At 63.2% G+C, this 24,580-nt stretch carries 20 protein-coding genes; 10 read left to right on the forward strand and 10 right to left on the reverse strand.

Annotated elements, in window-relative coordinates; all coding sequences use genetic code 11:
* Window positions 1-5: 5 nt before the first annotated feature.
* The 5 genes from malT to JKV55_RS17555 form a co-directional block, all read right to left on the reverse strand.
* Window positions 6-2,717 (reverse strand): HTH-type transcriptional regulator MalT, encoded by a 2,712-nt coding sequence (malT, locus tag JKV55_RS17535; RefSeq protein ID WP_202088169.1) that lies wholly within the window; start codon window positions 2,715-2,717, stop codon window positions 6-8.
* 204 nt (window positions 2,718-2,921) lie between these two features.
* On the reverse strand, window positions 2,922-3,749 hold the full coding sequence (locus tag JKV55_RS17540) for a MalM family protein (protein ID WP_202088170.1): 828 nt from the start codon (window positions 3,747-3,749) through the stop codon (window positions 2,922-2,924).
* Between the two features lie 183 nt (window positions 3,750-3,932).
* Window positions 3,933-5,159, reverse strand: a complete 1,227-nt coding sequence (locus tag JKV55_RS17545) for a maltoporin (protein WP_202088171.1) — start codon at window positions 5,157-5,159, stop codon at window positions 3,933-3,935.
* Window positions 5,160-5,244: 85 nt separating this feature from the next.
* Entirely contained in the window at window positions 5,245-6,351 is a 1,107-nt protein-coding gene (malK, locus tag JKV55_RS17550) for a maltose/maltodextrin ABC transporter ATP-binding protein MalK (protein WP_202088172.1), read from the reverse strand.
* A 3-nt stretch (window positions 6,352-6,354) separates the two neighbouring features.
* Window positions 6,355-7,326 carry an alpha-amylase family protein gene (locus tag JKV55_RS17555; RefSeq protein WP_202088173.1) on the reverse strand — a complete coding sequence of 324 codons (972 nt, stop codon included), beginning with the start codon at window positions 7,324-7,326 and terminating at the stop codon, window positions 6,355-6,357.
* A 390-nt stretch (window positions 7,327-7,716) separates the two neighbouring features.
* Here JKV55_RS17555 and malE point away from each other — a divergent pair, with 390 nt between their 5' ends.
* From malE to malG, 3 genes are all read left to right on the forward strand, one after another.
* Window positions 7,717-8,901, forward strand: coding sequence for a maltose/maltodextrin ABC transporter substrate-binding protein MalE (gene malE / locus JKV55_RS17560; protein ID WP_094040785.1), 1,185 nt, complete (start codon window positions 7,717-7,719; stop codon window positions 8,899-8,901).
* Window positions 8,902-8,992: 91 nt separating this feature from the next.
* Complete coding sequence (malF, locus tag JKV55_RS17565; RefSeq protein ID WP_094040786.1) at window positions 8,993-10,576, forward strand: maltose ABC transporter permease MalF; 1,584 nt, start codon at window positions 8,993-8,995, stop codon at window positions 10,574-10,576.
* A gap of 16 nt (window positions 10,577-10,592) precedes the next feature.
* The gene (gene malG, locus JKV55_RS17570) at window positions 10,593-11,483 is read left to right on the forward strand and encodes a maltose ABC transporter permease MalG (RefSeq protein WP_202088174.1); all 891 of its coding nucleotides are present in this window, start codon (window positions 10,593-10,595) and stop codon (window positions 11,481-11,483) included.
* Between the two features lie 131 nt (window positions 11,484-11,614).
* On the opposite strand, the gene JKV55_RS17575 is transcribed toward malG, so the two are convergent.
* Window positions 11,615-13,027, reverse strand: a complete 1,413-nt coding sequence (locus tag JKV55_RS17575) for a uracil-xanthine permease family protein (RefSeq protein ID WP_237332981.1) — start codon at window positions 13,025-13,027, stop codon at window positions 11,615-11,617.
* Window positions 13,028-13,379: 352 nt separating this feature from the next.
* Window positions 13,380-14,192, reverse strand: coding sequence for a posphoenolpyruvate synthetase regulatory kinase/phosphorylase PpsR (gene ppsR / locus JKV55_RS17580; protein WP_202088175.1), 813 nt, complete (start codon window positions 14,190-14,192; stop codon window positions 13,380-13,382).
* Window positions 14,193-14,390: 198 nt separating this feature from the next.
* Between ppsR and ppsA the strand changes: the two genes are divergently transcribed.
* From ppsA to queE, 6 genes are all read left to right on the forward strand, one after another.
* The gene (gene ppsA, locus JKV55_RS17585) at window positions 14,391-16,769 is read left to right on the forward strand and encodes a phosphoenolpyruvate synthase (RefSeq protein ID WP_202088176.1); all 2,379 of its coding nucleotides are present in this window, start codon (window positions 14,391-14,393) and stop codon (window positions 16,767-16,769) included.
* 131 nt (window positions 16,770-16,900) lie between these two features.
* Window positions 16,901-17,509, forward strand: a complete 609-nt coding sequence (locus JKV55_RS17590; RefSeq protein WP_202088177.1) for a LysE family translocator — start codon at window positions 16,901-16,903, stop codon at window positions 17,507-17,509.
* Complete coding sequence (locus JKV55_RS17595) at window positions 17,506-18,333, forward strand: helix-turn-helix transcriptional regulator (RefSeq protein ID WP_202088178.1); 828 nt, start codon at window positions 17,506-17,508, stop codon at window positions 18,331-18,333. The genes JKV55_RS17590 and JKV55_RS17595 overlap by 4 nt, the downstream gene beginning before the upstream one ends.
* Before the next feature lie 86 nt (window positions 18,334-18,419).
* Complete coding sequence (gene queC, locus JKV55_RS17600; protein WP_202088179.1) at window positions 18,420-19,127, forward strand: 7-cyano-7-deazaguanine synthase QueC; 708 nt, start codon at window positions 18,420-18,422, stop codon at window positions 19,125-19,127.
* Entirely contained in the window at window positions 19,115-19,471 is a 357-nt protein-coding gene (locus JKV55_RS17605) for a 6-pyruvoyl trahydropterin synthase family protein (RefSeq protein ID WP_202088180.1), read from the forward strand. Before queC ends, JKV55_RS17605 begins: the two co-directional genes overlap by 13 nt.
* Complete coding sequence (queE, locus tag JKV55_RS17610; RefSeq protein WP_202088181.1) at window positions 19,468-20,187, forward strand: 7-carboxy-7-deazaguanine synthase QueE; 720 nt, start codon at window positions 19,468-19,470, stop codon at window positions 20,185-20,187. The genes JKV55_RS17605 and queE overlap by 4 nt, the downstream gene beginning before the upstream one ends.
* 81 nt (window positions 20,188-20,268) lie before the next feature.
* On the opposite strand, the gene moeB is transcribed toward queE, so the two are convergent.
* Window positions 20,269-21,042 (reverse strand): molybdopterin-synthase adenylyltransferase MoeB, encoded by a 774-nt coding sequence (gene moeB, locus JKV55_RS17615; RefSeq protein WP_202088182.1) that lies wholly within the window; start codon window positions 21,040-21,042, stop codon window positions 20,269-20,271.
* Window positions 21,042-22,283, reverse strand: coding sequence for a molybdopterin molybdotransferase MoeA (gene moeA / locus JKV55_RS17620; protein WP_202088183.1), 1,242 nt, complete (start codon window positions 22,281-22,283; stop codon window positions 21,042-21,044). The genes moeB and moeA overlap by 1 nt, the downstream gene beginning before the upstream one ends.
* Before the next feature lie 165 nt (window positions 22,284-22,448).
* Here moeA and folE point away from each other — a divergent pair, with 165 nt between their 5' ends.
* Window positions 22,449-23,105, forward strand: a complete 657-nt coding sequence (gene folE, locus JKV55_RS17625; RefSeq protein WP_202088184.1) for a GTP cyclohydrolase I FolE — start codon at window positions 22,449-22,451, stop codon at window positions 23,103-23,105.
* Window positions 23,106-23,120: 15 nt separating this feature from the next.
* On the opposite strand, the gene JKV55_RS17630 is transcribed toward folE, so the two are convergent.
* Complete coding sequence (locus tag JKV55_RS17630) at window positions 23,121-23,999, reverse strand: LysR family transcriptional regulator (protein WP_202088185.1); 879 nt, start codon at window positions 23,997-23,999, stop codon at window positions 23,121-23,123.
* Window positions 24,000-24,580 lie beyond the last annotated feature (581 nt).

Here is a 24,580-nt window from a genome sequence, read left to right on the forward strand (position 1 = left end):
GGTGCTCAGTATCCCATCAGTTCCAGCAGGCTCTTGGCCTGGGCTATCGCCTCCTGGCGGTGGTTGATGCCGAGCTTCTGATAGAGGTTGCGGATATGGGTCTTGATGGTGGTGGCGGCCACGTCCAGCTCGGCGGCGATCTGTTCGTTATTGTAACCGGCGTAGATCAATCCCAGCACCTGCCACTCCCGCTGGGTCAGCGGGCTGGTGCGCACCAGTTCGGGCACCTGGGGGTGGGTCAGCAGTTTCTCCACGAAGGCCTCGTCGAAATGGGCCGAACGGTGCCGGTGCTGATGCTGGCTCAACTCCTTCAGCAACCGCTGGGCCCGGTGCCGGGTCATGTCGTCCAGGGAGGCCTGGCTGGCGGCCTGGTGCAGCAACTGGGCCAGGGCTTCCCCTTCCAGAATAAAGTGGCTGATGAAACCGGTGCGGTTGGCCAGGGTCAGGGCTTCCAGCAGGCACTGGCGCGCCTCGTCGGTTTCGTGCCGGCGCAGGTGCAGGTGGGCCTGCAGGATAAGGTTGCGGTTGAGATCGCTCACCAATTGCAGCCGGCGGGCGGTGTCGTTGCGCTGCTGCAGCAGTTCCAGGGCGGTGTCGGGGTCGCCGGCCAGCATCTGGGCCCGGACCAGGTTGCGCCACTGGGCCTGCTGAAAGTGGTTGGCGTCGCCTTCCGGAGCCTGGGCCTCGGCCAGCCACTGGCGGATGGCGACCTCGTCGCCCACCAGTTGCCACAGCAGCAGCCGGGTCTGATCCACGCTGGCCACCCAGTCCATATGGAAATGCCCCCCCCGCAGCAGCTGTTCGCAGTGCTGGAGGTGTACCCGGGCGTTGTCTACGTCGCCGCGCACCAGGGAGATCTTCACCAGCATGGTCCTGCACTTGAGCTGCTGCTGGGGCGAGAGATCTTCCAGCACCTCCAGCCCTTTGCGGGCGGCGCTTTCCGCTTCGTCCAGGCGATGCCAGCTCCACAGCACCCGGGAGCGCAGATACAGCAGAAACTCATGCAGCGGCACCTGCTGCAGGTGCTGCTCCTGCACCAGTTCAAAGGCCCTGTCCTGTATTTCGAAGGCGGCCTGCAGGTAGCCCTGGGCCAGCAGTATTTCGCTCTGCTGCAGCATGGCCCACAGGGCCTGGTGGTAGATGCCGTAGCGGCGGGCCATGGCCTCGCATTGCTGCATGACCGGCAGGGCCCGGGTCAGTTGTCCCAGGCAGTGGTAGACCTCGCCGGTGACGGTGGTGGCCACCACCCGGCTGTGGCTGCGATCGGCCGGCAACTGGGCAAGGGCTTCCTCCGCCAGGGCCAGGGCCTGGCGGGGCTGGCCGGCGTTGATCGCCACCTGGGCACGCAGTGCCTGGAACTCGCCCTGGTCACCGGGGCTCAGCGTCAGTCCTTCGACCGCCATCGCCTGTTCGGCACGGCCGAGCTGTTGTTCCACTTCCGGGTAACGATGCTGGCTTTGGGCCAGCCAGGCGCGCAGCAGCACCAGGCTGGGGGTCAGCAGCAGCCGGCTTTCGGGCAACCGGTCGAGGCTGTGCTCCAGCAGCCTCAGCTCTCCGCCGTGGAACAGCGGCCAGCCGTGTTCCAGCAACAATTGCTGCAACAGGGCGGGATCGTCGGCGGCCAGGCAATGGTAGAGCGCTTCCACCGGAAAATCCTGCTCCAGCCAGGCTTGGGCCGCCATACCGTGTAACTGCGGGCCCAGCCCCGGCTGCTCGCATTCCCGTTGGTGGGACAGAAACTGGGTGAACAAGGGGTGAAAACGGAACCAGACCCCTTCCGCATCCAGACGCTGGGTGAAGAGTCCCTGGCGCTCCAGGTTCTCCAGCAACAACTGGCCGTCTTCCCGGCCGGTCAGCCGGTTGGCCAGGGCCGCGTTGAGCGAGCGCAGCGCCGAGCAGCGCAGCAGAAAATCGCGGGTGGCCGGATCCACTCTGTCCAGTACCTCTTCTTCCAGGTAATCCCGCAGGTGCGCCTGGTTGAGTCCGGCCAGGCGCTGGGCCGACTGCCGGGGTTCGAGGTGGCCCTGGCGAGAAGAGAGGGCGATCAGTTGCAGGGCGGTGGGCCAGCCTTCGACATCGTCGCATAACCGGGCCGAGTCGGCCTCGGCCAGGGGCTTATCCAGCCGCTGCCGGAAAAACTGGCCGGTTTCCTGGTGGTTGAAGGCCAGTTCCCTGCTGTCTATTTCGAACAGTTGCCCCCGTACCCGCAGATTGGCGATGCCGAGTGGCGGTAGCGTGCGGGAGGCTACCAGCAGGCTGAGAGACTCGGGCATATGGCGGAGGAAAAAGCGCAATCCATCGTGGATCTGTTCTTCCCGGATCAGGTGATAATCGTCCAGCACCAGCCGGGTTGGGGTGTGCCAGCCGGCCAGTTCCTCGAACAGCTGGCCGAACAGGGTGCTGAGCCTGCTGAACTGGCGTTTTTCGGCCATGGACAGGGTTTTGGGGCAGGCCTGGCCGGTGGCTCGGGCCAGGGCGGCGATCAGATAGTGGCCGAAGCGCTGGGGGTCATTGTCGCTGTCGTCCAGGGAATACCAGCCCAGGTGTTCGTGATCGGTGGTCCATTGGGCCGCCAGGGTGGTTTTGCCGTAGCCGGCCGGGCAGTGCAGCAGGAGCAGCGGATAATGTTCGGCCTGGCCCAGCAAGGCCAGCAGCCGCGGGCGCAGCAGGGTGTGGTGCAGCCGTGACGGCCGGTTCAGTTTGGACGGGATCAGCATGGCGAAGTCTTTGTCTTCCCTGGTGTTCGTTCGGAATAGTCTACCAATATCCTGCCCGGGGTGGTACGGAGCACAACCGCAGGCCTCATTTAACCGTGTCCGATCACAGTTTTTGTGCTCGGGGACGGGTGACGGTGCAGGGATGGGTGAAAAAAAGGGTGTGCTATGCACACCCAAACACAAGGAACTTAGCGGACAGACGGGTTATTTCACCGCCTCCACAAAGGTGCGGCGGGCGGCATCGATGCCCAGCCGTTCTGCTTCCTCCATTAGGCGCAGGGCCTTGTCGATATCCCCCTGGCCGGCGGCGGCGCGGATGGCCTGGGTAAAGTAGGCTTCGGTTTCGGGCTGGGGCGCTGCGGCCGGACTGGCTGCTGTTGCCGCCAGCGGCTGCGGACCTATGACCACGGCACCCTGCTTCTGCTCGGCCGCCACCTTCAGTTGCAGCTTGCCCTGGGGCTGATGGGACACCCGCACATCCGGGATGGCCGGCGGCTGGTTGCCGATGGCCTGGGCATGCACCTTGGCCGGGTGGGGCATCATGGTATGGCGGGCCAGGTCTTCGCTCCGGGTGAACACCAGTATATGGATCCGTTGTTGCCCCGGCATGGGCGTCAACCTGATGCTGCCTGCCAGCCGGTTGTCCAGCAGCAGCCGGCCGGAGGCGAAGGGAAAGGCGTCGGCGGGATAGAAGGCGGCGGGCCGCAGCTGTTCATCCAGCACCAGCACATTGGGGGCGAAGACCTGATTGTGCTCGTTCACCAGGCTGTGCAGGGTGAGCTCCAGGGTGCCCCGGTCGGCGGGCAGGGTGAAGGCCGCGACCGGCCCTTCGCCCAGTCCGGTGTCGAGCCGGGGGCCGGCGTCATCGAGCACGAGGGTTTCGGTGACCGGTGGGTTCAGTGGCTGCCATTGCAGGGCGGCAAGCTGCTGCTGGCCGATGGCAGGCACTTCCTGGCGTCCGTCGGCCGTTGCCGGGGGCTGGACGGCCAGCATGGTGCCGAACAGGCACAGTGCCGTCAGGGTCTTGTTCATAAAGGTGCTCCTTTGTGCTGTGGTCATGCCCGCGAAGGCGGGCATCCAGTGCCTGCCTTCATGGACTCCCGCCTTCGCGGGAGTGACGACGGAGTAACAGGGGCAGGAATTTCCCGCTACGGCAAAGCGGAATAAAACCCGGCCAATCGCCGAACAGGCCGGCCCCGAGGCCGGCCCGGGCCATTACCACCAGGCTTCCATCTGCACGCCGAAGGTCACTTCGCCGTCGTTCGCCTCCGGGGTGCCGGCGCGGTCCCCCCACTTGTCGTTCCAGTCGGCGTAGGTGGCGAACAGGCGGATGGCCGGGCGGGCCCAGATGCTGTCGCCGGCCTGCCACTGCTGGGCCAGGGTGTATTTCATCTGATCGTTGCGCTTGCCGCTGGCCTGGTCCTTGACGTTGTCATAGCCCAGCTCGAGCAGGGTGCTCATGGTGTTGCTCCACTTGTACATGGGGCGCACGCCCGCCGAGTACCAAGTGCTGCCGTTGTTGTTGTCCAGATCGATATCCTGGTACAGGGCCACGTACATCAGCTCCCAGTCGCTGGCGGGCTGTACCACACCGTGGTTGATCAGGCGTAGCATGTTGCCGTGGTTGCTGGTGCTGGCACCTTGTGAGTGGCCTGAATTCCAGGAGGTCATGGAATCGGTGGCGTATTGCGCCACGAACTTGTTGAAGCCGCCGAAGAAGTTGCCCTGGGTGTGCTGGGCGGTAAGCATGTAGCCGTCCTTGGTGGCGTCCGGATGCAGAGAGGCATCGTGTTTGGTGCCGGCGCGACCGTAGTCCAGGCCCAGTTCCAGGTTGCCGTCTTGGTTGGTCTGCAGGCCGGCCAGGCGGATATCGAAGACGTTGTTGTAGGCATTGTCATCGCTCCCGAAGCCGGCGGCGCCGCCTTCCTCGGTGTTGCGGGTGACCGCCAGCGACAGCTTGCCGAAGCCGAGGTCGACGTTTTCCAGGCCGGCGCCGGGGCCGGAGATATCCCAGTAGTAGAAATCGAGCATGTGCACGTCATGACGCTGATAGAAGCGCTTGCCCGCCCACAGGGTGGCGCCCGGCAGGGCGTCGAAGACGTTGCGGGCCTGGACGTTGACCTCTCGGAAGGCAGGCTCGACCTGTTCCCAGTCGTTCTGCTGAGAAATGGCGTAGGCCAGGTTGGTGTCGAAGTAGAAGCTCTTGCCACCCTCGGCCCACAATTCCTTGCCCAGCTTCAGTTCGGCGTAGGTTTCGCACTCGTTGCCGAGGCGGTACTTGGCAGCGGCACCGGTGGCGGCGAAGCACTCTTGATCACCGCCGCCGCTGGTCCAGCCGATACCGGAACGGGCATAGCCACTAAAATCCACCGCCATGGCCTGGGTGGCCATGACTGCCGCCGCCACGGCGGAGGCAGTGGGAAGTAAACGCCATTTGTTCATTTGAGTTCTCCTTGTTGGCCTGGTGCAGGGACCATTCCCTGGTCGGCCTTGCTTGATTAAAAAGGTCGGTTGTATCGGTGCCCGGTCAGACGCCGGGCTCGGGGTGCAGCCGGCGGCAGGCCCGGCCGTCTTCGTGGAACAGGTGGCAGCGCTCGGGCGCAATGCCTATCTCCAGCAATTGACCTTCCTCCACCAGTTGCACGTCGTTGTGCCGGTAAATCAGGTTGCATTTGAGGGCGGGGATGCGGACGTGCATCTGGGTTTCGTTGCCCAGTTGCTCCACCACCTGTACTTCGCCGTTAAGGCGGACCGATGCCTGTTCGGCGGGCAGCAGGTGTTCGGGACGGATGCCGAGCGACATATTGGCACCCTCCTGCACGGCGCGACCGTCCACCGGGATCCAGAAGCGGGTGTCGTTGGTACTTATCTCCACTCGCCCGGCCTCGGCGGCGGTCACCTTCACCGGCAGGAAGTTCATCTTGGGCGAGCCGATAAAGCCGGCGACGAAGCGGTTGGCGGGGTAGTGGTAGAGTTCGAGCGGCCTGCCCACCTGGGCCACCCGGCCTGCGTCCAGCACCACTATCTTGTCGGCCAGGGTCATGGCCTCGACCTGATCGTGGGTGACGTAGATCATGGTGCTCTTCAGCCGCTTGTGCAGGCGGGCGATTTCAATGCGCATCTGCACCCGCAGGCCGGCGTCCAGGTTGGACAGCGGTTCGTCGAGCAGGAACACCCGGGGCTCGGCCACCAGGGTGCGGCCGATGGCCACCCGCTGGCGCTGGCCGCCGGACAGTTCCTTGGGACGGCGCTCCAGCAGATGGGCCAGTTGCAGGATTTCGGCGGCGTGGTTGACCCGCTGCCGGATCTCCGCCTTGGGGGCGCCGGCCAGCTTGAGCCCGAACGACATATTGTCGGCCACCGACAGGTGCGGATAGAGGGCGTAGGACTGGAACACCATGCCCACGCCCCGCTCCGAGGGCTGCACCTCGTTCATGCGGGCTTCACCGATCTGCAGTTCTCCCGAGGTGATCTCTTCCAGGCCGGCAATCATGCGCAGCAGGGTGGATTTACCGCAGCCGGACGGACCGACAAACACCACGAACTCGCCGTCGTGGATCTCCAGGTTGATATCCCTGGAGATATGGACGTCTCCGTATGATTTGCACACATTGTGCAGGGTGACATTGGCCATGAATTACTCCTGTTCCTTGGGCCTGACGATGGCGGCGGCGAAACCGCCAAGGTTCAGTGTATGGTCGTCGCTCATCTCGGCCTGGCCGAGGGTCAGCTCCGCTTGCCAGCCGCGGGTTTGCGGGGGAAGATGATGGTGTTGGCGATAGGGCAGCAGGTTGAGCACGACGGTCAGCGATGGCTGTTCTCCCACCAGCCGTACCCACAGCAGGCCATCGTGCAGGCCGGTCACGTCGATCCGGCCATTGGCCACCAGCGGCTGCCGGCGGCGCCACTGCAGCAGCCGGCGGCACTGGTTAAGGGGGGAGTCGGGCTCCTGCTCCTGGCGACTGATGGCCATGGCCCTGTGCTCGGCGGCGACCCGCCGTTGCATGGGATGGGACGGTTGCTCGGGATACTCGACCCAGGGCAGGGGGCTGCGGTTGCCCCGGGTATCTCCCAGTTCGGCGGCGTGGGGCAGGCCCAGCTCTTCTCCCTGCCACAGGCTGACGGGGCCGGGCAGGCAGGCCAGCAGCGCCAGGTAGGGCAGGGCGACCTTGAGATCGCCACCGCCGCAGCGGCTGACCACCCGGGCCAGATCCTGGCCGCCGGTGGCCCAGATCGCCGCTCCGCCCTGGGCCCGTTTTTCCAGCCAGTGGGTCAGCCCGACGGGGCCGTGATCGACCAGGGTGCACAGGGGCAGGATCTGCCCTTGTGGCCAGGAGCGGTAGTGCCGGTATTCTTCCAGCCAAAGTGATAATCCCGCCTGTTGCAGCCGATCCGCGATCGCCTGCCAATATCCCTCCGCAAGACCACGCCGGTCATGCCGGGTCAGTACCAACCCATCCACCCCCAGTCGGGTAAAATAATCCAGTTGTAGCAACACCCCGGCCAGATCGCCCCGACCGTCGCCGTCACCGTCGAAGAAGTGGGCGCTGTCCACGCGATACAGGGTCGCGTTACGGGGCAGACTTGAAGATCGGGTATCGAATGTCATTCGGACCTGGCTCACGGGGTTATTGTCATTGGTCTCATCATGCCCGCAGGCAAAGGGGGGGGAATCCTCCGTCCGGGCAAATTTTAGCGGGGGAGGAGGGGGGAGGAGGAGAAATGGCGCTTGGGGGGAGGGGGACGGGCTGGGTGGGGCGGCAAGTGTTTTTTTGGCGCTGTTTTTGTGAGCCGGTTAACGATAACGGATGTTTTCGATGTGCGTCGGATCACATAACCGGCGGGTCTGTGACTTCACTCACGTTTGGCGACCGGGGGGCGTAGTGGGGAGGAGGATGCCGGGGCCGTCCGGGCGGCGGAAGATGGGGATAATCGGAATCCGTTATGCTCGGTGCGGCGGTTTTCGTTTTTACCCCCCTCACGGATAAGGATATGAACTATGGAAAAAGCAATGGGTAAGGTCGCCCTCGGTGTCTTGGCCGGCCTGATGATGTCATCCTCCGCCCTCGCCGCCATCGAAGAAGGGCGGTTGCTGATCTGGATTAACGGCGACAAAGGCTACAACGGTCTGGCCGAGGTGGGGCAGTGGTTCGAGCAGGAAACCGGGGTGCCAGTGCGGGTGGAGCATCCGGCCCAGTTGGAAGAACAGTATTCCCAGGTTGCCGCCTCCGGCGATGGCCCTGACATCATCTTCTGGGCCCACGACCGCTTCGGCGGCTACGCCCAGTCCGGCCTGCTGGCCGAAATCAACCCCAGCAAGGAACTGATCGACAAGCTGCACGAGTTTACCTGGGACGCGGTGAAGTACGACGGCAAATATATCGGCTACCCGGTGGCGGTTGAGGCCCTGTCGCTTATCTATAACAAGGACCTGCTGCCCGAGCCCCCCACCAGTTGGGAGGATATTCCGGAGCTGGACACTAAATTGCGTGCCCAGGGCAAGTCCGCCATCATGTGGAACCTGCAGGAACCCTACTTTACCTGGCCGATGATCGCTGCCGACGGCGGTTATGCCTTCCATTTCGACGGTGAACGTTACGATCCCAAGAATGTGGGGGTGAACAACGACGGTTCCCTGCGCGGCCTACAGACGCTGGTTGATCTGGTCAACAACAAGCATATTTCCGCCGACGTCGATTACTCCATCGCCGAGGCCGCCTTCAACAAGGGCGAAACCGCCATGACCATCAACGGTCCCTGGGCCTGGGCCAATATCGACAAGGCCGGCATCAACTACGGCGTGACCACCCTGCCCACCCTCAACGGCAAGCCTTCCAAGCCCTTTACCGGCATTCTCAGCGCCGGCATCAACGCGGCCAGCCCCAACAAGGAACTGGCGGAGGAGTTTCTGGAAAACTTCCTGCTGACCGATAAGGGCCTGGAGCAGGTCAACAATGACAAGCCGCTGGGTGCCGTGGCCCTGCGCTCCTACCAGAAGAAGCTGTCCAGCGATCCACGGATCAGCGCCACCATGGAGAACGCCATGAAGGGTGAAATCATGCCGAACATCCCGGAAATGGCCGGCTTCTGGTATGCCGAGCGCAGCGCCATCCTGAACGCCATCAACGGCCGCCAGGAAGTGAAGGCCGCGCTTGACGACGCCGCCGCCCGGATCACCGAGTAAGAAAAAACCGCCACCGGTCATGCCGGTGGCGGTCACTGTACCTTTTGAATCAAACGGGCATCCCGCCCAGGCACATCAACAGAGCAGTATCATGCAGTTATCAGAAACGACCACACTTCCCCCTAAATCCCCGGCGTGGCCGCCGTTATCCGCCTGGCTGAAATGGCTGTGCATCGGGGGCATCGGCCTTGTCAACGCCTGGCTGGTGATACTGATGTACGCCCAGGGGGAAATCCTCTTCGCCATGCTGACCCTGGTATTGGTGGGCAGCGGCCTCTATATATTCGCCAACCGGCGCAGTTACTCCTGGCGCTATGTCTACCCGGGGCTGGCGGGCATGGGCCTGTTCGTGCTGTTTCCGCTGCTGTGCACCATCGGCATCGCCTTTACCAACTACAGCGGCAAGAACCAGCTCACCCTGGAACGGGTACAGCAGGTGCTGCAACAACAACGCTTCCAGACCGGCAGGGACATGGGCTTTGCCCTCTACCAGGAAGACGAGGGCCAGTGGCGCCTGTGGCTGACCGATGACGCGAGCGGCGATCGCTACCTGAGCGATGCCTTCAGCCTGGCGGCCCCGCCCCAGGAACCCCTGGACATGAGCCCGGCCAGCGAGGCACCGGCCGGCGAGGCGGCGCCCCTGCGGGTGATCACCCAGAACCGGGCCGCGCTGGCCGCGCTGGCGGTGGCCCTGCCCGACGGTGAACTGCTCACCATGAGCTCGCTGCGCCGCTTTGCCGCCAGCGAGCCCGTCTATGTGCCGCAAGACGACTTTGTGCTGTTCAACCAGCGCACCGGCGAACGGCTGGCACCCAACTTCGACATCGGTTTTTACCAGCCCATCGACGATGGGGGCAACTTTGTGGGCGAGCCGGTCAGCCCCGGCTTTACCGTGGTTATCGGCTGGGATAACTTCCTGCGGGTGATCCAGGACAAGGGCATCCAGGGGCCCTTTATCTCCATCTTCATCTGGACGGTGCTGTTCTCCGGGCTCACCGTGTTTTTCACTCTGGCGGTGGGCATGGTGCTGGCCTGCCTGGTGCAATGGGAATCGCTCCGGGGCAAGGGCACCTACCGGTTGCTGCTGATCCTGCCCTATGCGGTGCCGGCCTTTATCTCCATCCTGATCTTCAAGGGCCTGTTCAACCAGAGCTTCGGTGAAATCAACATGCTGCTCTCGGGCCTGTTCGGCATCAGCCCCAGCTGGTTCACCGATCCGACCCTGGCCAGGACCATGCTGGTCATCGTCAATACCTGGCTGGGCTATCCCTACATGATGATACTGTGCATGGGGCTGCTGAAGGCCATTCCCGAGGATTTGTACGAAGCCTCGGCCATGGACGGCGCCGGCCCGCTGGACAACTTCCTGCGCATTACCCTGCCGCTGTTGCTGAGGCCGCTCACGCCCCTGTTGATTGCCAGCTTCGCCTTCAACTTCAACAACTTCGTCCTGATCCAGCTGTTGACCAACGGCCGTCCGGACATGATAGGCACCACCACCCCCGCCGGCTATACCGACCTGCTGGTGAGCTACACCTACCGCATCGCCTTCGAGGGCTCGGGTACCCAGGACTTCGGCCTGGCCGCCGCCATCGCCACCCTGATCTTCCTGCTGGTGGGCGCCCTGGCCGTGCTCAATATCAAGGCCAGCAAACTGGAACTAAGCGAGAAATAACCCAAGGAGCAATACCATGGCTATGGTAAGACCAAAATCGATGCGTTACCGGGTATGGGCCGCCCACGCGGGGCTTATCGCCTTTTGCGCCCTCATCATGTTTCCGTTGCTGGTGGTGGTGGCCATTTCCTTTCGCAGCGGCAACTACGCCACCGGCGAGCTTATTCCCAGCAACCCTTCGCTGGAACACTGGAAGCTGGCGCTCGGCATCGCCGTCAGCAACCCGGACGGCAGCCTGACGCAGCCGCCCTTTCCGGTGCTGCTGTGGCTGTGGAACTCGGTAAAAATCGCCGTTATCACGGCGCTCGGCATAGTGGCCCTGTCCACCACCTGTGCCTATGCCTTTGCCCGGCTGCGCTTTCGCGGCAAGGAAAGCCTGCTTAAGGGCATGCTGATCTTCCAGATGTTCCCGGCGGTGCTGTCGTTGGTGGCCCTCTATGCCCTGTTCGACCGTATCGGGCTTTATGTTCCCTTCCTGGGGCTCAACACCCACGGCGGGGTGATCTTCGCCTACCTGGGCGGCATTGCCCTGCACGTGTGGACCATCAAGGGCTATTTCGAAACCATTGATCGCTCCCTGGAGGAAGCGGCGGCCCTGGACGGCGCCACGCCCTGGCAGGCGTTCCGGCTGGTGCTGCTGCCGCTGTCGGTGCCCATTCTGGCGGTGGTGTTCATCCTTTCCTTTATCGCCGCCATCACCGAGGTACCGGTGGCCTCGCTGCTGCTGCGTAACGTGGAGAACTACACCCTGGCGGTGGGCATGCAGCAGTACCTCTATCCCCAGAACTACCTGTGGGGCGACTTCGCCGCCGCCGCCGTGCTCTCCGCCATTCCCATCACGGCGGTGTTTTTGCTGGCCCAACGCTGGCTGGTGGGCGGCCTCACTTCCGGTGGGGTGAAGGGATAGGGTGGTATCGGCAGAGTTGATCTTTTGGCCGGCTTTCCCGGAATTATCAGATAGTCAATAAAACGAAAAGCCGGTCAGTGACCGGCTTCTCGCTATTCAGGGGGAAGATCCTTGCCCCGGGGCTGACCCTTTCAGTTGCCGGCTTCCACCTTTCTCTGCTTGTTTTGATAAGCGGCGGCGGGCGCTTCGTCGCCGTTCATGTCTTGCTCTATCTGTTCCCGTTCACGGGCTTCATCCTGCAGCGACTTCTTCGGCAGCAGCATGTTCAGGGTAAAGGCGACGGTAGCGGCCACGATCACCGGGGAGCCGACCAGCATGCGGGCGGTGTCCGGTAACTGGGCGATGGCTTCGGGCACGGTATTGATGCCCATGGCCAGGGCCACCGACAGCGCCACTATGGTGATATTGCGGGAAGACAGCTCGTCCTTCACCAGCAGCTGGATACCGGTCATGGTGATCATGCCGAATACGATGATGGTGGCACCGCCCAGCACCGGATAGGGAATGGTGGTCATGGCGGCGCCGAACTTGGGCAGCAAACCGGCCAGCACCAGGAAGGCGGCGGCGATGCCCAGCACATAGCGGCTGATCACCTTGGTCATGGCTACTATGCCCACGTTCTGGCTGAAAGAGGCGGTGGGCAGAGCGCCGAAGATGGAGCCGACCAGGGTACAGAAGCCATTGCCCAGCAGGCCGCCGGACAGCTCCTTGTCCTTCAGCTCCCGGTTCATGCCGCCCACGGCGGTGGCGGACAAATCACCGATGGTTTGCACCGAGTTGACGATGCAGATCACCACCATGGAGATCACGGCGGAGGCGTGGAATTCGATGCCGAGCGCGAAGGGAGTCGGCACCATCACCCAGGGCGCTTCATGCAGCCGGGAGAAGTCGACCATGCCGAAGAAGAAGGCCATCACATAGCCCACCAGTATGCCGCAGATGATGGCGGCCAGGCGCAGGTAGCCCTTGGCGAACTGGGAACAGCACAGCACCACCGCCAGGGTGGTCAGGCCCACCAGCCAGTTCTGGCCGCCGCCGAAACCTTCGGCGGCGGTATTGCCGCTGCCGGCCATGTACTTGATGGCGATATCGTAGAGGGAGAGGCCGATCACCAGCACCACGGTGCCGGCCACCACCGGCGGGAACAGGTGGCGGATCTGTTTGATAAAGATGCCCACCACTATCATGGCGATACCGCCGGCGACTTGTGCACCCAAAATACCGGGAATACCGTATACAGTACCTATGGCAATCAGGCTGGGCACATAGGCGAAACCGACCCCGAAAATGGTCGGCATGCCGGCGCCGAGGCGGCCGACCGGGTAGAGTTGCAACAGGGTGGAGATGCCCGAGAACAGCAGGGCTATCTGCACCAGCAACATGGTTTCCTGGGCGCTGGCGCCGGCCACGCCGGCCACGATCAGCGGCGGGGTCACGGCCCCCATGATCATCGCCAGGATATGCTGGAAGGAGAGCGGCAGTGCCTTGCCGAACGAGGGCTTGCCATGGTAATCGAATACTGACTTGCTTTGACTGTGTTTCATTGCGAAAAGTCCCTGGGTATTGCTCGAGTGAGTGTCAGCTTCCTGCTCACGCCTTGTTATTCGTTATCGCGAGAGCAAGGCTGCAACCACCGGTGCCGACATCACGTCGCCGGTTGCCCTGTGGAACGAACCGGCTTGCCGGTGACGGGCTGTGCCGACGGGGAAGAAGACACAACCTGTGCACAGGCAAGGACCAGACGTCCATGTTCATTATGATTGTTAGGTTTAACGGCGGGGTTAAACACTGGGACTAATGTATACATTTTTGTAAACAACAAATCAATGTTTTGTTCTTTTTTGTGTCCAATGATGTGTTTTGTATCGCAATGTTCTTGGTTCAAGTTGTGTGCAATCAGTAGATGCGGCGGCGGATGCCGGTGCGCTCCAGGATCTTGACCGAGATCTCTTCCACCGAGTGGTAGGTGGTGTCGATAAAGGGAATGGCCTCCATGCGGAACAGCTTCTCCACCTGCGAGAGCTCGTAGCGGCACTGGTCGATGGCGGCATAGCGGCTGTCGGCCCGGCGGCGCTGGCGAATCTCCTGCAGCCGGTTGACGTCTATGGTCAGCCCGAACAGCTTGTGGCGGTTGGCCTTGAGTGCGGGCGGCAGGCTCAGCCGGCTCATGTCCTGATCGATAAAGGGGTAGTTGGCCACCCGGATGCCGAACTGCAGCGCCAGGTACAGGCAGGTGGGGGTCTTGCCGCAGCGGGACACGCCCACCAGTATGATATCGGCCTCGTCATACTCCTTGGTATTGACCCCGTCGTCGTTGTCGAGCGCATAGTTCACCGCATCGATACGGGCGTCGTAATGTTGCTTGTTTTCCATGCCGTGGGTGCGGTGGGTGCGCGGCTCGGCCTTGATCCCCAGTTGCTGCTCGATGGGGGCCACGAAGGTATTGAGAAAGTCGTAGCACATGGCATCGCTGTCGGTGATGATGCGGCGCAGCTCGTCATCCACTATGGTATGGAACACCAGCGGCTGCTTGCCGCTCTGGTGATAGCTCTCATTGATCCTGGCCTGCACCGCCCGCGCCTTGTCCACGTCTTCCACAAAGGGGATGGTGAACTGCTCGAAGGGCAGGGGAAACTGGCTCAGCACCGCGTGGCCGAACACCTCGGCTGTGATCGCCGTCCCATCGGAAACATAAAAAACCGTGTGCACAGGGCCTCCAGATCTCACTTTTAACATTTGTCCCGGGTAAAACGTTTACCTGCTTTTTGGCGCCATTGTAGAATCATTGCGTGCGCAGGCCCACTGTCGCAATCAAATAATAAAGGGCCGGAACAACGCACGCGAACCACTGTGACATACGGTGAGATACGGAAACCCCGAGAACACAACTTTTTTGGAGACGTGGCTGTGCAGGACTATGTGATTTGGTACGAACAACTCGGCATGCACGATGTGGATCGGGTTGGCGGCAAGAATGCCTCCCTGGGCGAGATGATAAGCCAACTGGCCGGCGCCGGCGTGTCGGTACCCGGCGGCTTTGCCACCACCGCCTTCGCTTTTAACGAATTTCTGGAGCAGAGCGGGCTCAACGCCCGTATCCACGACCTGCTCGACCAGCTGGACGTGGACAATATCGCCGCCCTGGGCGAGGCGGGCCGCACCATCCGCCAGTGGGTGATCGACACCCCCTTCCAGCCGGCGCTGGAAAGCGCCATCGCCGGCGCCTACGCCGAGCTGGCCGGCCAGGCCGGGGATCAAGCCTCCTTCGCGGTGCGCTCCTCCGCCACCGCCGAGGACATGCCCGACGCCTCCTTCGCCGGCCAGCAGGAAACCTTCCTCAACGTGCGCGGCCTGGGCGCGGTGATGGTGGCCATCAAGCATGTGTTCGCCTCCCTGTTCAACGACAGGGCCATTTCCTACCGGGTGCACCAGGGCTACGACCACCGCGGCGTGGCGCTGTCCGCCGGCATCCAGCGCATGGTGCGCTCCGACATCGCCGCCTCCGGCGTGATGTTTACCCTGGACACCGAGTCCGGCTTCGATCAGGTGGTGTTCGTCACTTCCGCCTGGGGCCTGGGCGAGATGGTGGTGCAGGGGGCGGTCAACCCGGACGAGTTCTATGTGCACAAGCCCACCCTCAAGGCCGGCCGGCCGGCGGTGGTGCGCAAGACCCTGGGGTCCAAGCTGCAGAAGATGATCTACGCCAACGCCGAGGAGCACGGCAAGCAGGTGGAAATCAAGGAAACCAGCAAGGAAGAGCGCCGCCAGTTCTCGCTGACCAACGACGAAGTGATGGAGCTGGCCAAGCAGGCCTTGATCATCGAAAAACACTATGATCGCCCCATGGACATCGAGTGGGCCAAGGACGGGGTCGACGGCAAGCTCTATATCGTCCAGGCCCGCCCGGAAACCGTGCGCAGCCGCCAGGACGCCAATGTGCTGGAGCGCTTCGCCCTCAATGAAACGGGTCAGGTGGTGGCCGAGGGCCGCGCCATCGGCCACAAGATCGGCGCCGGCGTGGCCAAGGTCATCGACAGCATCGAACAGATGGACCAGATCAAGGCCGGCGACGTGCTGGTGACCGACATGACCGACCCGGACTGGGAGCCGATCATGAAGCGGGCCGCCGCCATCGTCACCAACCGGGGTGGCCGTACCTGCCACGCCGCCATCATCGCCCGCGAGCTGGGCATTCCCGCCGTGGTGGGCTGTGGTGACGCCACCAGCCGCATCCGGGACGGCCAGGCGGTCACCGTATCCTGCGCCGAGGGCGATACCGGCTTTATCTACGACGGTAAGCTCGAATTCAAGGTGGCCACCTCCGAGGTGGGCGCCATGCCGTTGTCGCCGGTGAAGGTGATGATGAACGTGGGCAACCCGGACCGGGCCTTCGACTTCGCCCAGCTGCCCAACGCCGGCGTGGGCCTGGCGCGGCTCGAGTTCATCATCAACCGCATGATAGGGGTGCACCCCAAGGCGCTGCTGGAATACGATCAGCAGAGCCCCGAACTCAGGCTCAAGATCGACGAGATGATCGCCGGTTACGACAGCCCGCGCGAGTTCTTCGTGGCCAAGCTGGCCGAAGGTATCTCGACCCTGGCCTGTGCGTTCTGGCCCGAGCGGGTCATAGTGCGGCTGTCCGACTTCAAGTCCAACGAATACGCCAACCTGCTGGGCGGGGATGCCTACGAGCCGGACGAGGAAAACCCCATGCTCGGCTTCCGTGGGGCTTCCCGCTACGTCTCCGAGGACTTCCGGGCCTGTTTCGCCATGGAGTGCGAGGCGGTGAAACGGGTGCGCAACGACATGGGCCTGACCAACGTCGAGATCATGATCCCCTTCGTGCGCACCCTGTCCGAAGCGGCCTCGGTCATCGACATCCTGGCCGAAAACGGCCTGAAGCGCGGCGAAGCCGGGCTCAAGGTGATCATGATGTGCGAACTGCCCTCCAACGCCCTGCTGGCGGACAAGTTCCTGGCCTACTTCGACGGCTTCTCCATCGGCTCCAACGACATGACCCAGCTCACCCTGGGGCTGGATCGGGACTCGGGCCTGGTGGCCGGCTCCTTCGACGAGCGGGACGAGGCGGTGAAGGCGCTGCTGTCCATGGCCATCCAGGCGGCGCGCAAGGCCGGCAAGTACGTGGGCATCTGCGGCCAGGGCCCCTCGGATCACGCCGACTTCGCCGCCTGGCTGGTGGAGCAGGGCATCGATTCCGTGTCCCTCAACCCGGATACGGTGATCGATACCTGGCTGTACCTGGCCGAGCAGTTCGGCGAGAAATAAGCCGATTCGGTTATCCTATAAAAGGGCGCTGCGGCGCCCTTTGCTTTTTCTCCGCCCTGCAATTTCATTCAATACCGCCGGGCGGACGGCCGTTAGAGTGACAGGCATTCGTCACTTATCGCGAGGCCATTATGCTCGGTACCCTTGTCTCCATGATCCTGTTCGCCTTTGTCGGCGCCGTCTCCCCCGGCCCGGTCAACCTGATCGCCACCAGCGCCGGGGCGGGGGTGGGCTTCTGGCGCACCCTGCCTTATGTCTTGGGCGCCACCCTCGGCTATACCCTGGTGGTGCTGCTCGCCGGAATGGGGCTGGCGCAACTGCTGCAGGAGCAGCCGCTGCTGGCGGCCTTGCTGCGGTATCTGGGCGCGGCCTTCCTGTTGTACATGGCCCTGCGCATCGCCCTGGCACCGGTGGCCGAACTGCAGGCGAACCCGGGAGTGGCACCGTCCTGGTGGCAGGGGGCGCTGACCCAGTGGCTCAATCCCAAGGCCTGGCTGGTGGCCGCGTCGGGGGTAGGGCTGTTCGTGACCGCCCATGAGCCGGTTTCTCTTTACCTGATGCTGTTCTGCGCCCTGTCCTTCGCCATGTGCCTGCTGGGCGTGGGGCTCTGGGCCGGCTTCGGTACCCTGCTGGGGCACTGGCTGAACGGACCGCGCCAGCGGCGTTTTAATCGCTTGATGGGCCTGCTGCTGGCGGTTACCGTGGTAGGGCTGTTCTTACCCGTTGCGGGAGGGAGATGATGGAAGAGCTGGATATTCGCCGCAGCCCCTCGCTGCCGCAGGTGGAGCTGCGCCGGGCCCATGCTTCCCGTGCCTGTTACCATACCCACGCCCACGACGAGTTTTCCTTCGGCGTCATCGACGCGGGCGCGGCCCGCTACCGCAATGGCCGTCACGACTACCGGGTGGGGAGGGGCAGCCTGGTCACCATCAACCCCGGCGATGCCCATTCCTGCAATCCCGACGCTGGCCGCTGGTCCTACCGTATGCTGTTCGTGGACAGCCGCTGGCTGGGCGGGCTGCAGCGGGAACTGTTCGGTGGCGCTCAGGACTTTCGACCCTTTGCCGGTCCGCTGGACGACTCCGGACTGGGTTATCGGCCCTTCGATCGCCTGTTTGCCCTGCTCGCGCGGGGGCGGGAACCCCTGGCGGCGGAAACGGCGTTGCTCGACTTCCTGATGCCCCGTTTCGGGCCCCTGCCCGAGCCGGCGTTGGATATTCCCGCCCTGCGCCGGGTCGGGGAGTGCATCCGGGATCAACTGGCCGAGCCGCTGACCCTGGGTGAACTGAGCGAACTGGCGGACTTGAGCCGTTACCAGCTGATCCGGGGTTTCAAGCAGTATTACGGGCTGTCCCCCCATGCCTACCAGCTGGACCGGCGCATCGACAAGGCCAAGGGCTTGCTGCGCCGGGGCCTGGCGCTCAGCCGGGTGGCCAGCGAACTCGGTTTTGCCGATCAGGCCCATTTTCAGCGCCACTTCAAGCGCCGTCTGGCGCTGACCCCGGGCCAATACCAGGGATTTTTCCGCCATCCGGCGCCGGATGGCGACACGCCGCCCAGATAATGATGGACAAGGCGGGGCCGGCCGTTAAAATGGCCTCCGCATTACCCCCCCGGTCGCAGCCTACCCGGACAAAACAAGGACACAATATGAACGCCTTACTGATCTGCTCCGGCGGATTCGACTCCGTGACCCTGGCCCACCGGCTGGCGGCGGAGCAATCCCTCGGCGCCCTGCTGACCTTCGACTACGGTCAGCGCCACAAGAAAGAAATCGATGCCGCCCGCCGCTGTGCCGAGCGGCTCGCGGTGCCGCACCTGGTGATGGACATCGGCCATATCGGCCGCCAGCTGTCGGGCTCGGCCCTGACCGACGACATCGAGGTACCCCACGGCCACTACAGCGAAGAGAACATGAAGGTGACGGTGGTGCCCAACCGCAACGCCATCATGCTCACCATCGCCTTCGGCGTGGCCGCCGCCCGCGGCCTCGACACCGTGGCCCTGGCGGTGCACGGCGGCGATCACTTCATCTATCCCGACTGCCGGCCCGACTTTATCCGCCTGTTCGGCGAGATGCAGGCCCGTGCCCTGGAAGGGGTGGCCGAGGTGGCCCTGCTGGCGCCCTATGTCGATGCCGACAAGACCGAGATCGCCCGGGACGCGGCGCGCTTCAATGTGCCGGTGGCCGATACCTGGTCCTGCTACGAAGGCGGCGACATCCACTGCGGCCGCTGCGGCACCTGTGTGGAGCGCATCGAGGCCATGGCCCTGGCCGGGGTGGCCGATCCCACGCCCTATAAAGACGAGCAGTACTGGCGGGAAGCGGTGGCGAGGGTGAAAGCATGTACACCATAAAGAAAGAGTTTCATTTTTCCGCTTCCCACCAGCTGAAGCAGATGCCGGATCATCATCCCTGTTCCCGGCTGCACGGCCACAACTACGTGGTGGTGATCGAGCTGAAAAGCGAACAGCTCGACCAGTACGGCTTTGTGCGCGACTACCTGGAGCTGGCGGACTTCAAACGCTTTATCGATCACGAGCTGGATCACCGCCACCTCAACGAGGTGCTGGGCGACGAGTGCACCACCGCCGAGCGGCTGGCCAGGTACCTGTTCGACTGGGCCCATGCCCGCTGGCCCGAGGTGAGTGCGGTGGCGGTATCGGAGACGCCCAAGACCTGGGCCGAGTACCGGCCATGAGCATCGCCATCAGTGAAATCTTCGGTCCCACCATCCAGGGGGAAGGGGCGCTGATCGGCGTGCCCACCGTGTTCGTGCGCACCGGCGGCTGCGACTTTCGCTGCCGCTGGTGCGACACCCTCTATGCGGTGGAGCCGCGCTTCAAGGCCGACTGGCAGCCCATGGCGGCCTCGGCCATACTGGCCGAGGTGAACCGGCTGAGTGGCGGCGCGCCCATACTGGTGACGCTCTCCGGCGGCAACCCGGCGCTGCAGCCGCTCGATGAACTGCTGCGGCTCGGCCACGGGCAGGGCCATACCTTTGCCATGGAAACCCAGGGCAGCAAGGCGCAACCCTGGTTTAAGATGCTCGATCACCTGACCCTGAGCCCCAAGCCGCCGTCCTCGGGCATGGCGTTCAACCGGGAGCGGTTCGAGGCGAGCCTCGCCGCCGCCGGGGCCGGTACCCAGGTCAGCCTCAAGCTGGTGATCGCCGACGAGGCGGACTACCGCTGGGCGCGGGCCCTGGCGGACGACTATCCGCAACTGCCGCTTTACCTGCAGCCCTGCAACCCGGCGCCGGCCACCCCGGAGCAGCCGGAGCGGGAAACCGATACCCAGGAACTCAATGCCAGGCTGCGCTGGCTGGTCGACAGGGTCACCGGCGATCGCTGGTACCGGGCCCGGGTGCTGCCGCAACTGCATGTGCTGATCTGGAATAACGAGCGGGGGGTCTAGCCGGCGGCCAGCCTATGGGCGGGTCGACTTCAGTCGACCGAATGTGGCCCATTGAAATGGGCCCTACGCCCTACGATAGCCCTAGGCTGGCGTGCCACTGCCCCCGGGGCGGGAGCACACCGGGCAGTCTGCGGCCTTGGGCAGGGTCAACTCCCGGGTGCTGAGGGTCATGCCGTCCACCAGCAGCAGCTTGCCGCGCGGTGAGCGGCCCATATGGGCCAGCAGCTTGACCGCCTCCAGCGCCTGCAGGGCGCCCATCACCCCCACCATGGGGGCCAGTACCCCGGCCTCCACGCAGCTCAGCACGCCGCCGCCCATCAACCGGGACAGGCAGGCGTAGCAGGGCTCGTCCTCGCCGTAGGTGAACACCGACAGCTGGCCTTCCATGCGGATCACCGCCGCCGATATCAGCGGCACCCCGGCTTCGCAGCAAAGGCGGTTGACCAGCTGGCGGCTGTCCAGGTTGTCGGTGCCATCCAGCACCAGCTGATGCTGTGGCAGCAGACTACGCAGCAGGGCCTCGTCGGCCCGGGCGGCATGGGTGGCCACCTCCAGCCAGGGATTGGCGGCGCGCAGGCTGTCGGCGGCCGAATCCACCTTGGGCCGGCCCAGATCCGCATCCTGGTGCAGCACCTGGCGCTGCAGGTTGGACAGCTCCACCACATCGTGGTCCACCAGGGTGAGCCGGCCGACGCCGGCCACCGCCAGGTACTGGGCGGCGGCACAACCCAGGCCGCCGGCGCCGATCACCAGCACGGCGGCATTCTTCAGGGCCTCCTGGCCCTCGATATCGAACTGGCGCAGCACTATCTGGCGGTTATAGCGCAGCCATTCCTGGTCGCTGAGCTCCTTCATCACCAGTACAGCCCGTCGATGAGCTCCAGGGTCACGCTGTCCCCCTCGGCCACGTTGCCCCTGTCCTGCTCCAGGTGCAGCAGGCAGTTGGCCTCGGCCATGGCGCTGTATACCGCCGAACTCTGGGAGCCGGCGGCCACCACCCCCAGGCTGCCGTCCGGCTGGGTGCTGACGATGCCGCGCTGGAAGTCCATGCGGCCGGGGCTTTTCCTGAACGGCATCAGCGCGCGGGCCTGCAGCAGCGGGGTGGGTTCAAGGGCTTCGCCGGCCAGGCGGGCGAGGGCCGGGCGCACCAGCAGGTGGAAAGTGACGGCGGCGGACACCGGGTTGCCGGGCAGGCCGAAGAAGGCGCAATCGCCGATATGGCCGAAGGCGAAGGGCTTGCCCGGCTTGATGGCCAGCTTCCAGAAGCCGATCCGGCCCACCTCTTCCAGCACCTGTTTGGTGTAGTCCGCATCGCCCACCGAGACGCCGCCGGAGGTGATCAGCGCATCGGCCTCCCGGGCGGCCTTGAGGAAATGAGTACGGATAAGCTCGGGATCGTCGGTCAGGATGCCGTAGTCGATGACCCTGATGCCCAGCCGCTCCAGCATGGCGCGCACCCCGATACGGTTGGAATCGTAGATATCGCCGGGAGCGAGCAGCTCGCCCGGGTTTTTCAGCTCGTCGCCGGTGGACAGCAGGGCCACGGTCAGCGGGCGGAATACGCACAGTTGCTCCAGCCCCAGGGACGCCAGCACCGACAGCACCCGGGCATTGACGCGGGTGCCGGCCTCGAACACCGTCTCGCCCTGGGCCAGATCCTCGGCGGGGAAACGGACATGCTGGCCCGTTTTTACCGGCCCTTCAGGGGTGATCACATTGTGCTCTGAGCGGCAGTTCTCCTGCATCACCACGCTGTCGGCACCGAGCGGCAGGGCGGCGCCGGTCATGATGCGTACGCATTCACCGGGGCCGACCCGGCCGCTGAACGGATGGCCGGCCAGGCTGGTGCCGATCAGTTGCAGGCCCACGCCTGCCGTTATGTCCTCGGCGCGCAGGGCATAGCCGTCCATCGCCGAATTGGCGAAGGAGGGCACGTCTATGGGAGAGCTGATGGCGTCGGCCAGTATGCTGTTGAGGGCCTGCTCGAGGGGGATGAGTTCGGTGGTGCGGATCGCTTCCAAGCGGTTCAGCATATCGGTCTTGGCATCAATAAAGGGACGCAGTCCGGGTTGGCTGCAGCAGTCGTGAATGGCCATGTGGATCACCTGGTTATAGAAGGCTCGGGGTTATCATTTCAGATTAAGACATCTTTTATCATATTTCTTGGGCATTCCGCGATGCGAAAACGCCATTCACAGCGGCCGTCAAATGGACTACCATTCCTGCTGTTTTGATTCTTCAATTCTCCAACGGAGACTGCCATGACCGCTTTGAGTGATGCCGCTATCCGGGTTCGTTCCGCCCTGGAGGCCCGGGGGCTGGAAACCCCCATGCGGGCTAACAACCTGACCCTGGACGAAAAACAAGCCCGCATCACCGGGCTGATGACCGAAATGATGGACGTGCTGGGGCTTGACCTGGAAGACGACAGCCTGGCCGAAACCCCGGATCGTATTGCCAAGATGTATGTCCGGGAGATTTTTTCCGGGCTAGATTATGCGCATTTCCCGAAAATTACCTTGATCGACAACAAGATGAAGGTAGATGAAATGGTGCAGGTACGGGACATCACCCTGACCAGCACCTGTGAACATCACTTCGTGACCATAGACGGCACCGCCACCGTGGCTTACATTCCCCGCGGCAAGGTGATCGGCCTGTCCAAAATTAACCGTATAGTGCAGTTTTTCGCCCGCCGGCCCCAGGTACAGGAGCGGCTGAACCAGCAGGTGCTGGTGGCACTGCAGACACTGCTGGAGTCGGATGATGTGGCGGTCAGCATCACCGCCACCCATTACTGCGTCAAGGCGCGCGGGGTGATGGATGCCACCAGCACCACCACCACCACCTCCCTGGGCGGCATCTTCAAGAGCCGACCCGATACCCGCCAGGAGTTTCTGAGCGGCGTGGTGCGCTGAACGCCGGCGGCGCCGCTAGTGTTTGAAACAGTCTTCCATATAGTCCACGAAGCATTTGACCCGGCTGGGCAGGAAGTGCCGGTGCGGATACACCAGGTTAAGGCTGAGCACCGGCAACTGGAAGTCCTCCAGCACGGGCTGCAATTCCCCCCTGGCCAGATAATCCTCCACGATAAACAGGGGTTGCATGATGATCCCCATTCCCTGGCTGGCGGCCAGCGCCAGGGCACGCCCGGTGTTGGCCCGCATGATTCCCTTGGGTCTGATGTGATAATGGTGGCCATGGTGATGGTATAGCCACTGGGGTTCGCTCAGGGTATAGAGCAGGCAGTTATGTTCATTGAGCTGCTCCGGGTGGGTGGGGGTACCGTGTCGGGCCAGGTAGTCGGGGGCGGCACAGGTGAGCAGCGATACCTGCGCCAGTGGCCGGGCGATCAATGAGGAGTCGGCCAGGGTACCGATGCGCAGCGCCAGATCGAAGTTTTCCTCCACCAGGGCCACCAGCCGATCGCTGTATTCCAGATCGAGCTGTATATCGGGATAGCGTCGATTGAATTCCGCCAGCAGCGGCGCCACCTTGAGGTTGCCGAAATCCATGGGTACCGAGAGGCGGATGCGACCGCTGGGCTGGTGGCTGTGCGCCGATATCAAGGCATTGGCCTGTTCCAGCTCCGCCAGGATGGCGTGGCAACGCTCATAATAAAGATGCCCGGCTTCGGTGACGCTGACCCGGCGGGTGGTGCGCATCAGTAGCCGGGCGTTGAGATGCTGCTCCAGCAAGCTGACCTGTTTGGATACCATGGCTACCGACAACTCCAGTTGTTGGGCGGCCTTGGTAAAGCTGTGCAGCTCGACCACCTTGCAAAACACCCGGATAGCGGATAGCTGATCCATCACGATCTCCTCTGTTGCCTGTTCTGGACGCCCTGGCTCGCCGGTGTGCAGGATTTTTTCCTGTTTTCAGCATGGATGTCGTTGCGTGGTCCGACTCATCGCCGTTGATCCATGGTTGTTACCCTGGTAGGGACAACACCAGTAGTAATATTAAAATCTGCCATGCAAAAATGTTAATAATTCATTTAATTCATACTTATGCAACCTATAGAGTAACCAGGCTGATGCAAGCGGCGATGCGGTACGGGTTTTATTAGGCTGGAATCCGGCCGTCCCTGGGTGCTTGCATAAGCATTGCCCTTTAGGGACCTGAATTTGTTCTGCCGAGCTGGTCCCGAGCCGGCGCGCAAGCGCCGGTATTTTTTACCCTCTTCTCTCTGCCTGCCTTTCTCTTCGAACTATGCTTTCACAGACAGCCGACCACCATGGTGCCGAGTTGGGCCTGTGTATCATGTCGGTCACCGGCTCGATACAGACGCTGACTAAAGCATAGTATTATTTACTATTAGTAGATAATGTTTTATTTCAGGCGAGATTGTTCTCATTTGCAAGGCATTCTACTATCAACAGCGAACAGAAAT

Source organism: Zobellella iuensis (genome assembly GCF_016746085.1).
GTDB classification, from domain to species: Bacteria; Pseudomonadota; Gammaproteobacteria; order Enterobacterales; family Aeromonadaceae; genus Oceanimonas; species Oceanimonas iuensis.

What these genes read in the sequence shown, in the direction of transcription:
- queE (WP_202088181.1), top strand. Translation starts at nt 19,468, where the DNA reads ATGAGCATCGCCATCAGTGAAATCTTCGGTCCCACCATCCAGGGGGAA.
- malF (WP_094040786.1), top strand. Translation starts at nt 8,993, where the DNA reads ATGCAGTTATCAGAAACGACCACACTTCCCCCTAAATCCCCGGCGTGG.
- JKV55_RS17540 (WP_202088170.1), bottom strand. Translation starts at nt 3,749, where the DNA reads ATGAACAAGACCCTGACGGCACTGTGCCTGTTCGGCACCATGCTGGCC.
- malK (WP_202088172.1), bottom strand. Translation starts at nt 6,351, where the DNA reads ATGGCCAATGTCACCCTGCACAATGTGTGCAAATCATACGGAGACGTC.
- JKV55_RS17605 (WP_202088180.1), top strand. Translation starts at nt 19,115, where the DNA reads ATGTACACCATAAAGAAAGAGTTTCATTTTTCCGCTTCCCACCAGCTG.
- moeA (WP_202088183.1), bottom strand. Translation starts at nt 22,283, where the DNA reads ATGGCCATTCACGACTGCTGCAGCCAACCCGGACTGCGTCCCTTTATT.
- malG (WP_202088174.1), top strand. Translation starts at nt 10,593, where the DNA reads ATGGCTATGGTAAGACCAAAATCGATGCGTTACCGGGTATGGGCCGCC.
- JKV55_RS17630 (WP_202088185.1), bottom strand. Translation starts at nt 23,999, where the DNA reads ATGGATCAGCTATCCGCTATCCGGGTGTTTTGCAAGGTGGTCGAGCTG.
- folE (WP_202088184.1), top strand. Translation starts at nt 22,449, where the DNA reads ATGACCGCTTTGAGTGATGCCGCTATCCGGGTTCGTTCCGCCCTGGAG.
- JKV55_RS17545 (WP_202088171.1), bottom strand. Translation starts at nt 5,159, where the DNA reads ATGAACAAATGGCGTTTACTTCCCACTGCCTCCGCCGTGGCGGCGGCA.
- JKV55_RS17590 (WP_202088177.1), top strand. Translation starts at nt 16,901, where the DNA reads ATGCTCGGTACCCTTGTCTCCATGATCCTGTTCGCCTTTGTCGGCGCC.
- malE (WP_094040785.1), top strand. Translation starts at nt 7,717, where the DNA reads ATGGAAAAAGCAATGGGTAAGGTCGCCCTCGGTGTCTTGGCCGGCCTG.
- malT (WP_202088169.1), bottom strand. Translation starts at nt 2,717, where the DNA reads ATGCTGATCCCGTCCAAACTGAACCGGCCGTCACGGCTGCACCACACC.
- moeB (WP_202088182.1), bottom strand. Translation starts at nt 21,042, where the DNA reads ATGAAGGAGCTCAGCGACCAGGAATGGCTGCGCTATAACCGCCAGATA.
- JKV55_RS17575 (WP_237332981.1), bottom strand. Translation starts at nt 13,027, where the DNA reads ATGAAACACAGTCAAAGCAAGTCAGTATTCGATTACCATGGCAAGCCC.
- JKV55_RS17595 (WP_202088178.1), top strand. Translation starts at nt 17,506, where the DNA reads ATGATGGAAGAGCTGGATATTCGCCGCAGCCCCTCGCTGCCGCAGGTG.
- JKV55_RS17555 (WP_202088173.1), bottom strand. Translation starts at nt 7,326, where the DNA reads ATGACATTCGATACCCGATCTTCAAGTCTGCCCCGTAACGCGACCCTG.
- queC (WP_202088179.1), top strand. Translation starts at nt 18,420, where the DNA reads ATGAACGCCTTACTGATCTGCTCCGGCGGATTCGACTCCGTGACCCTG.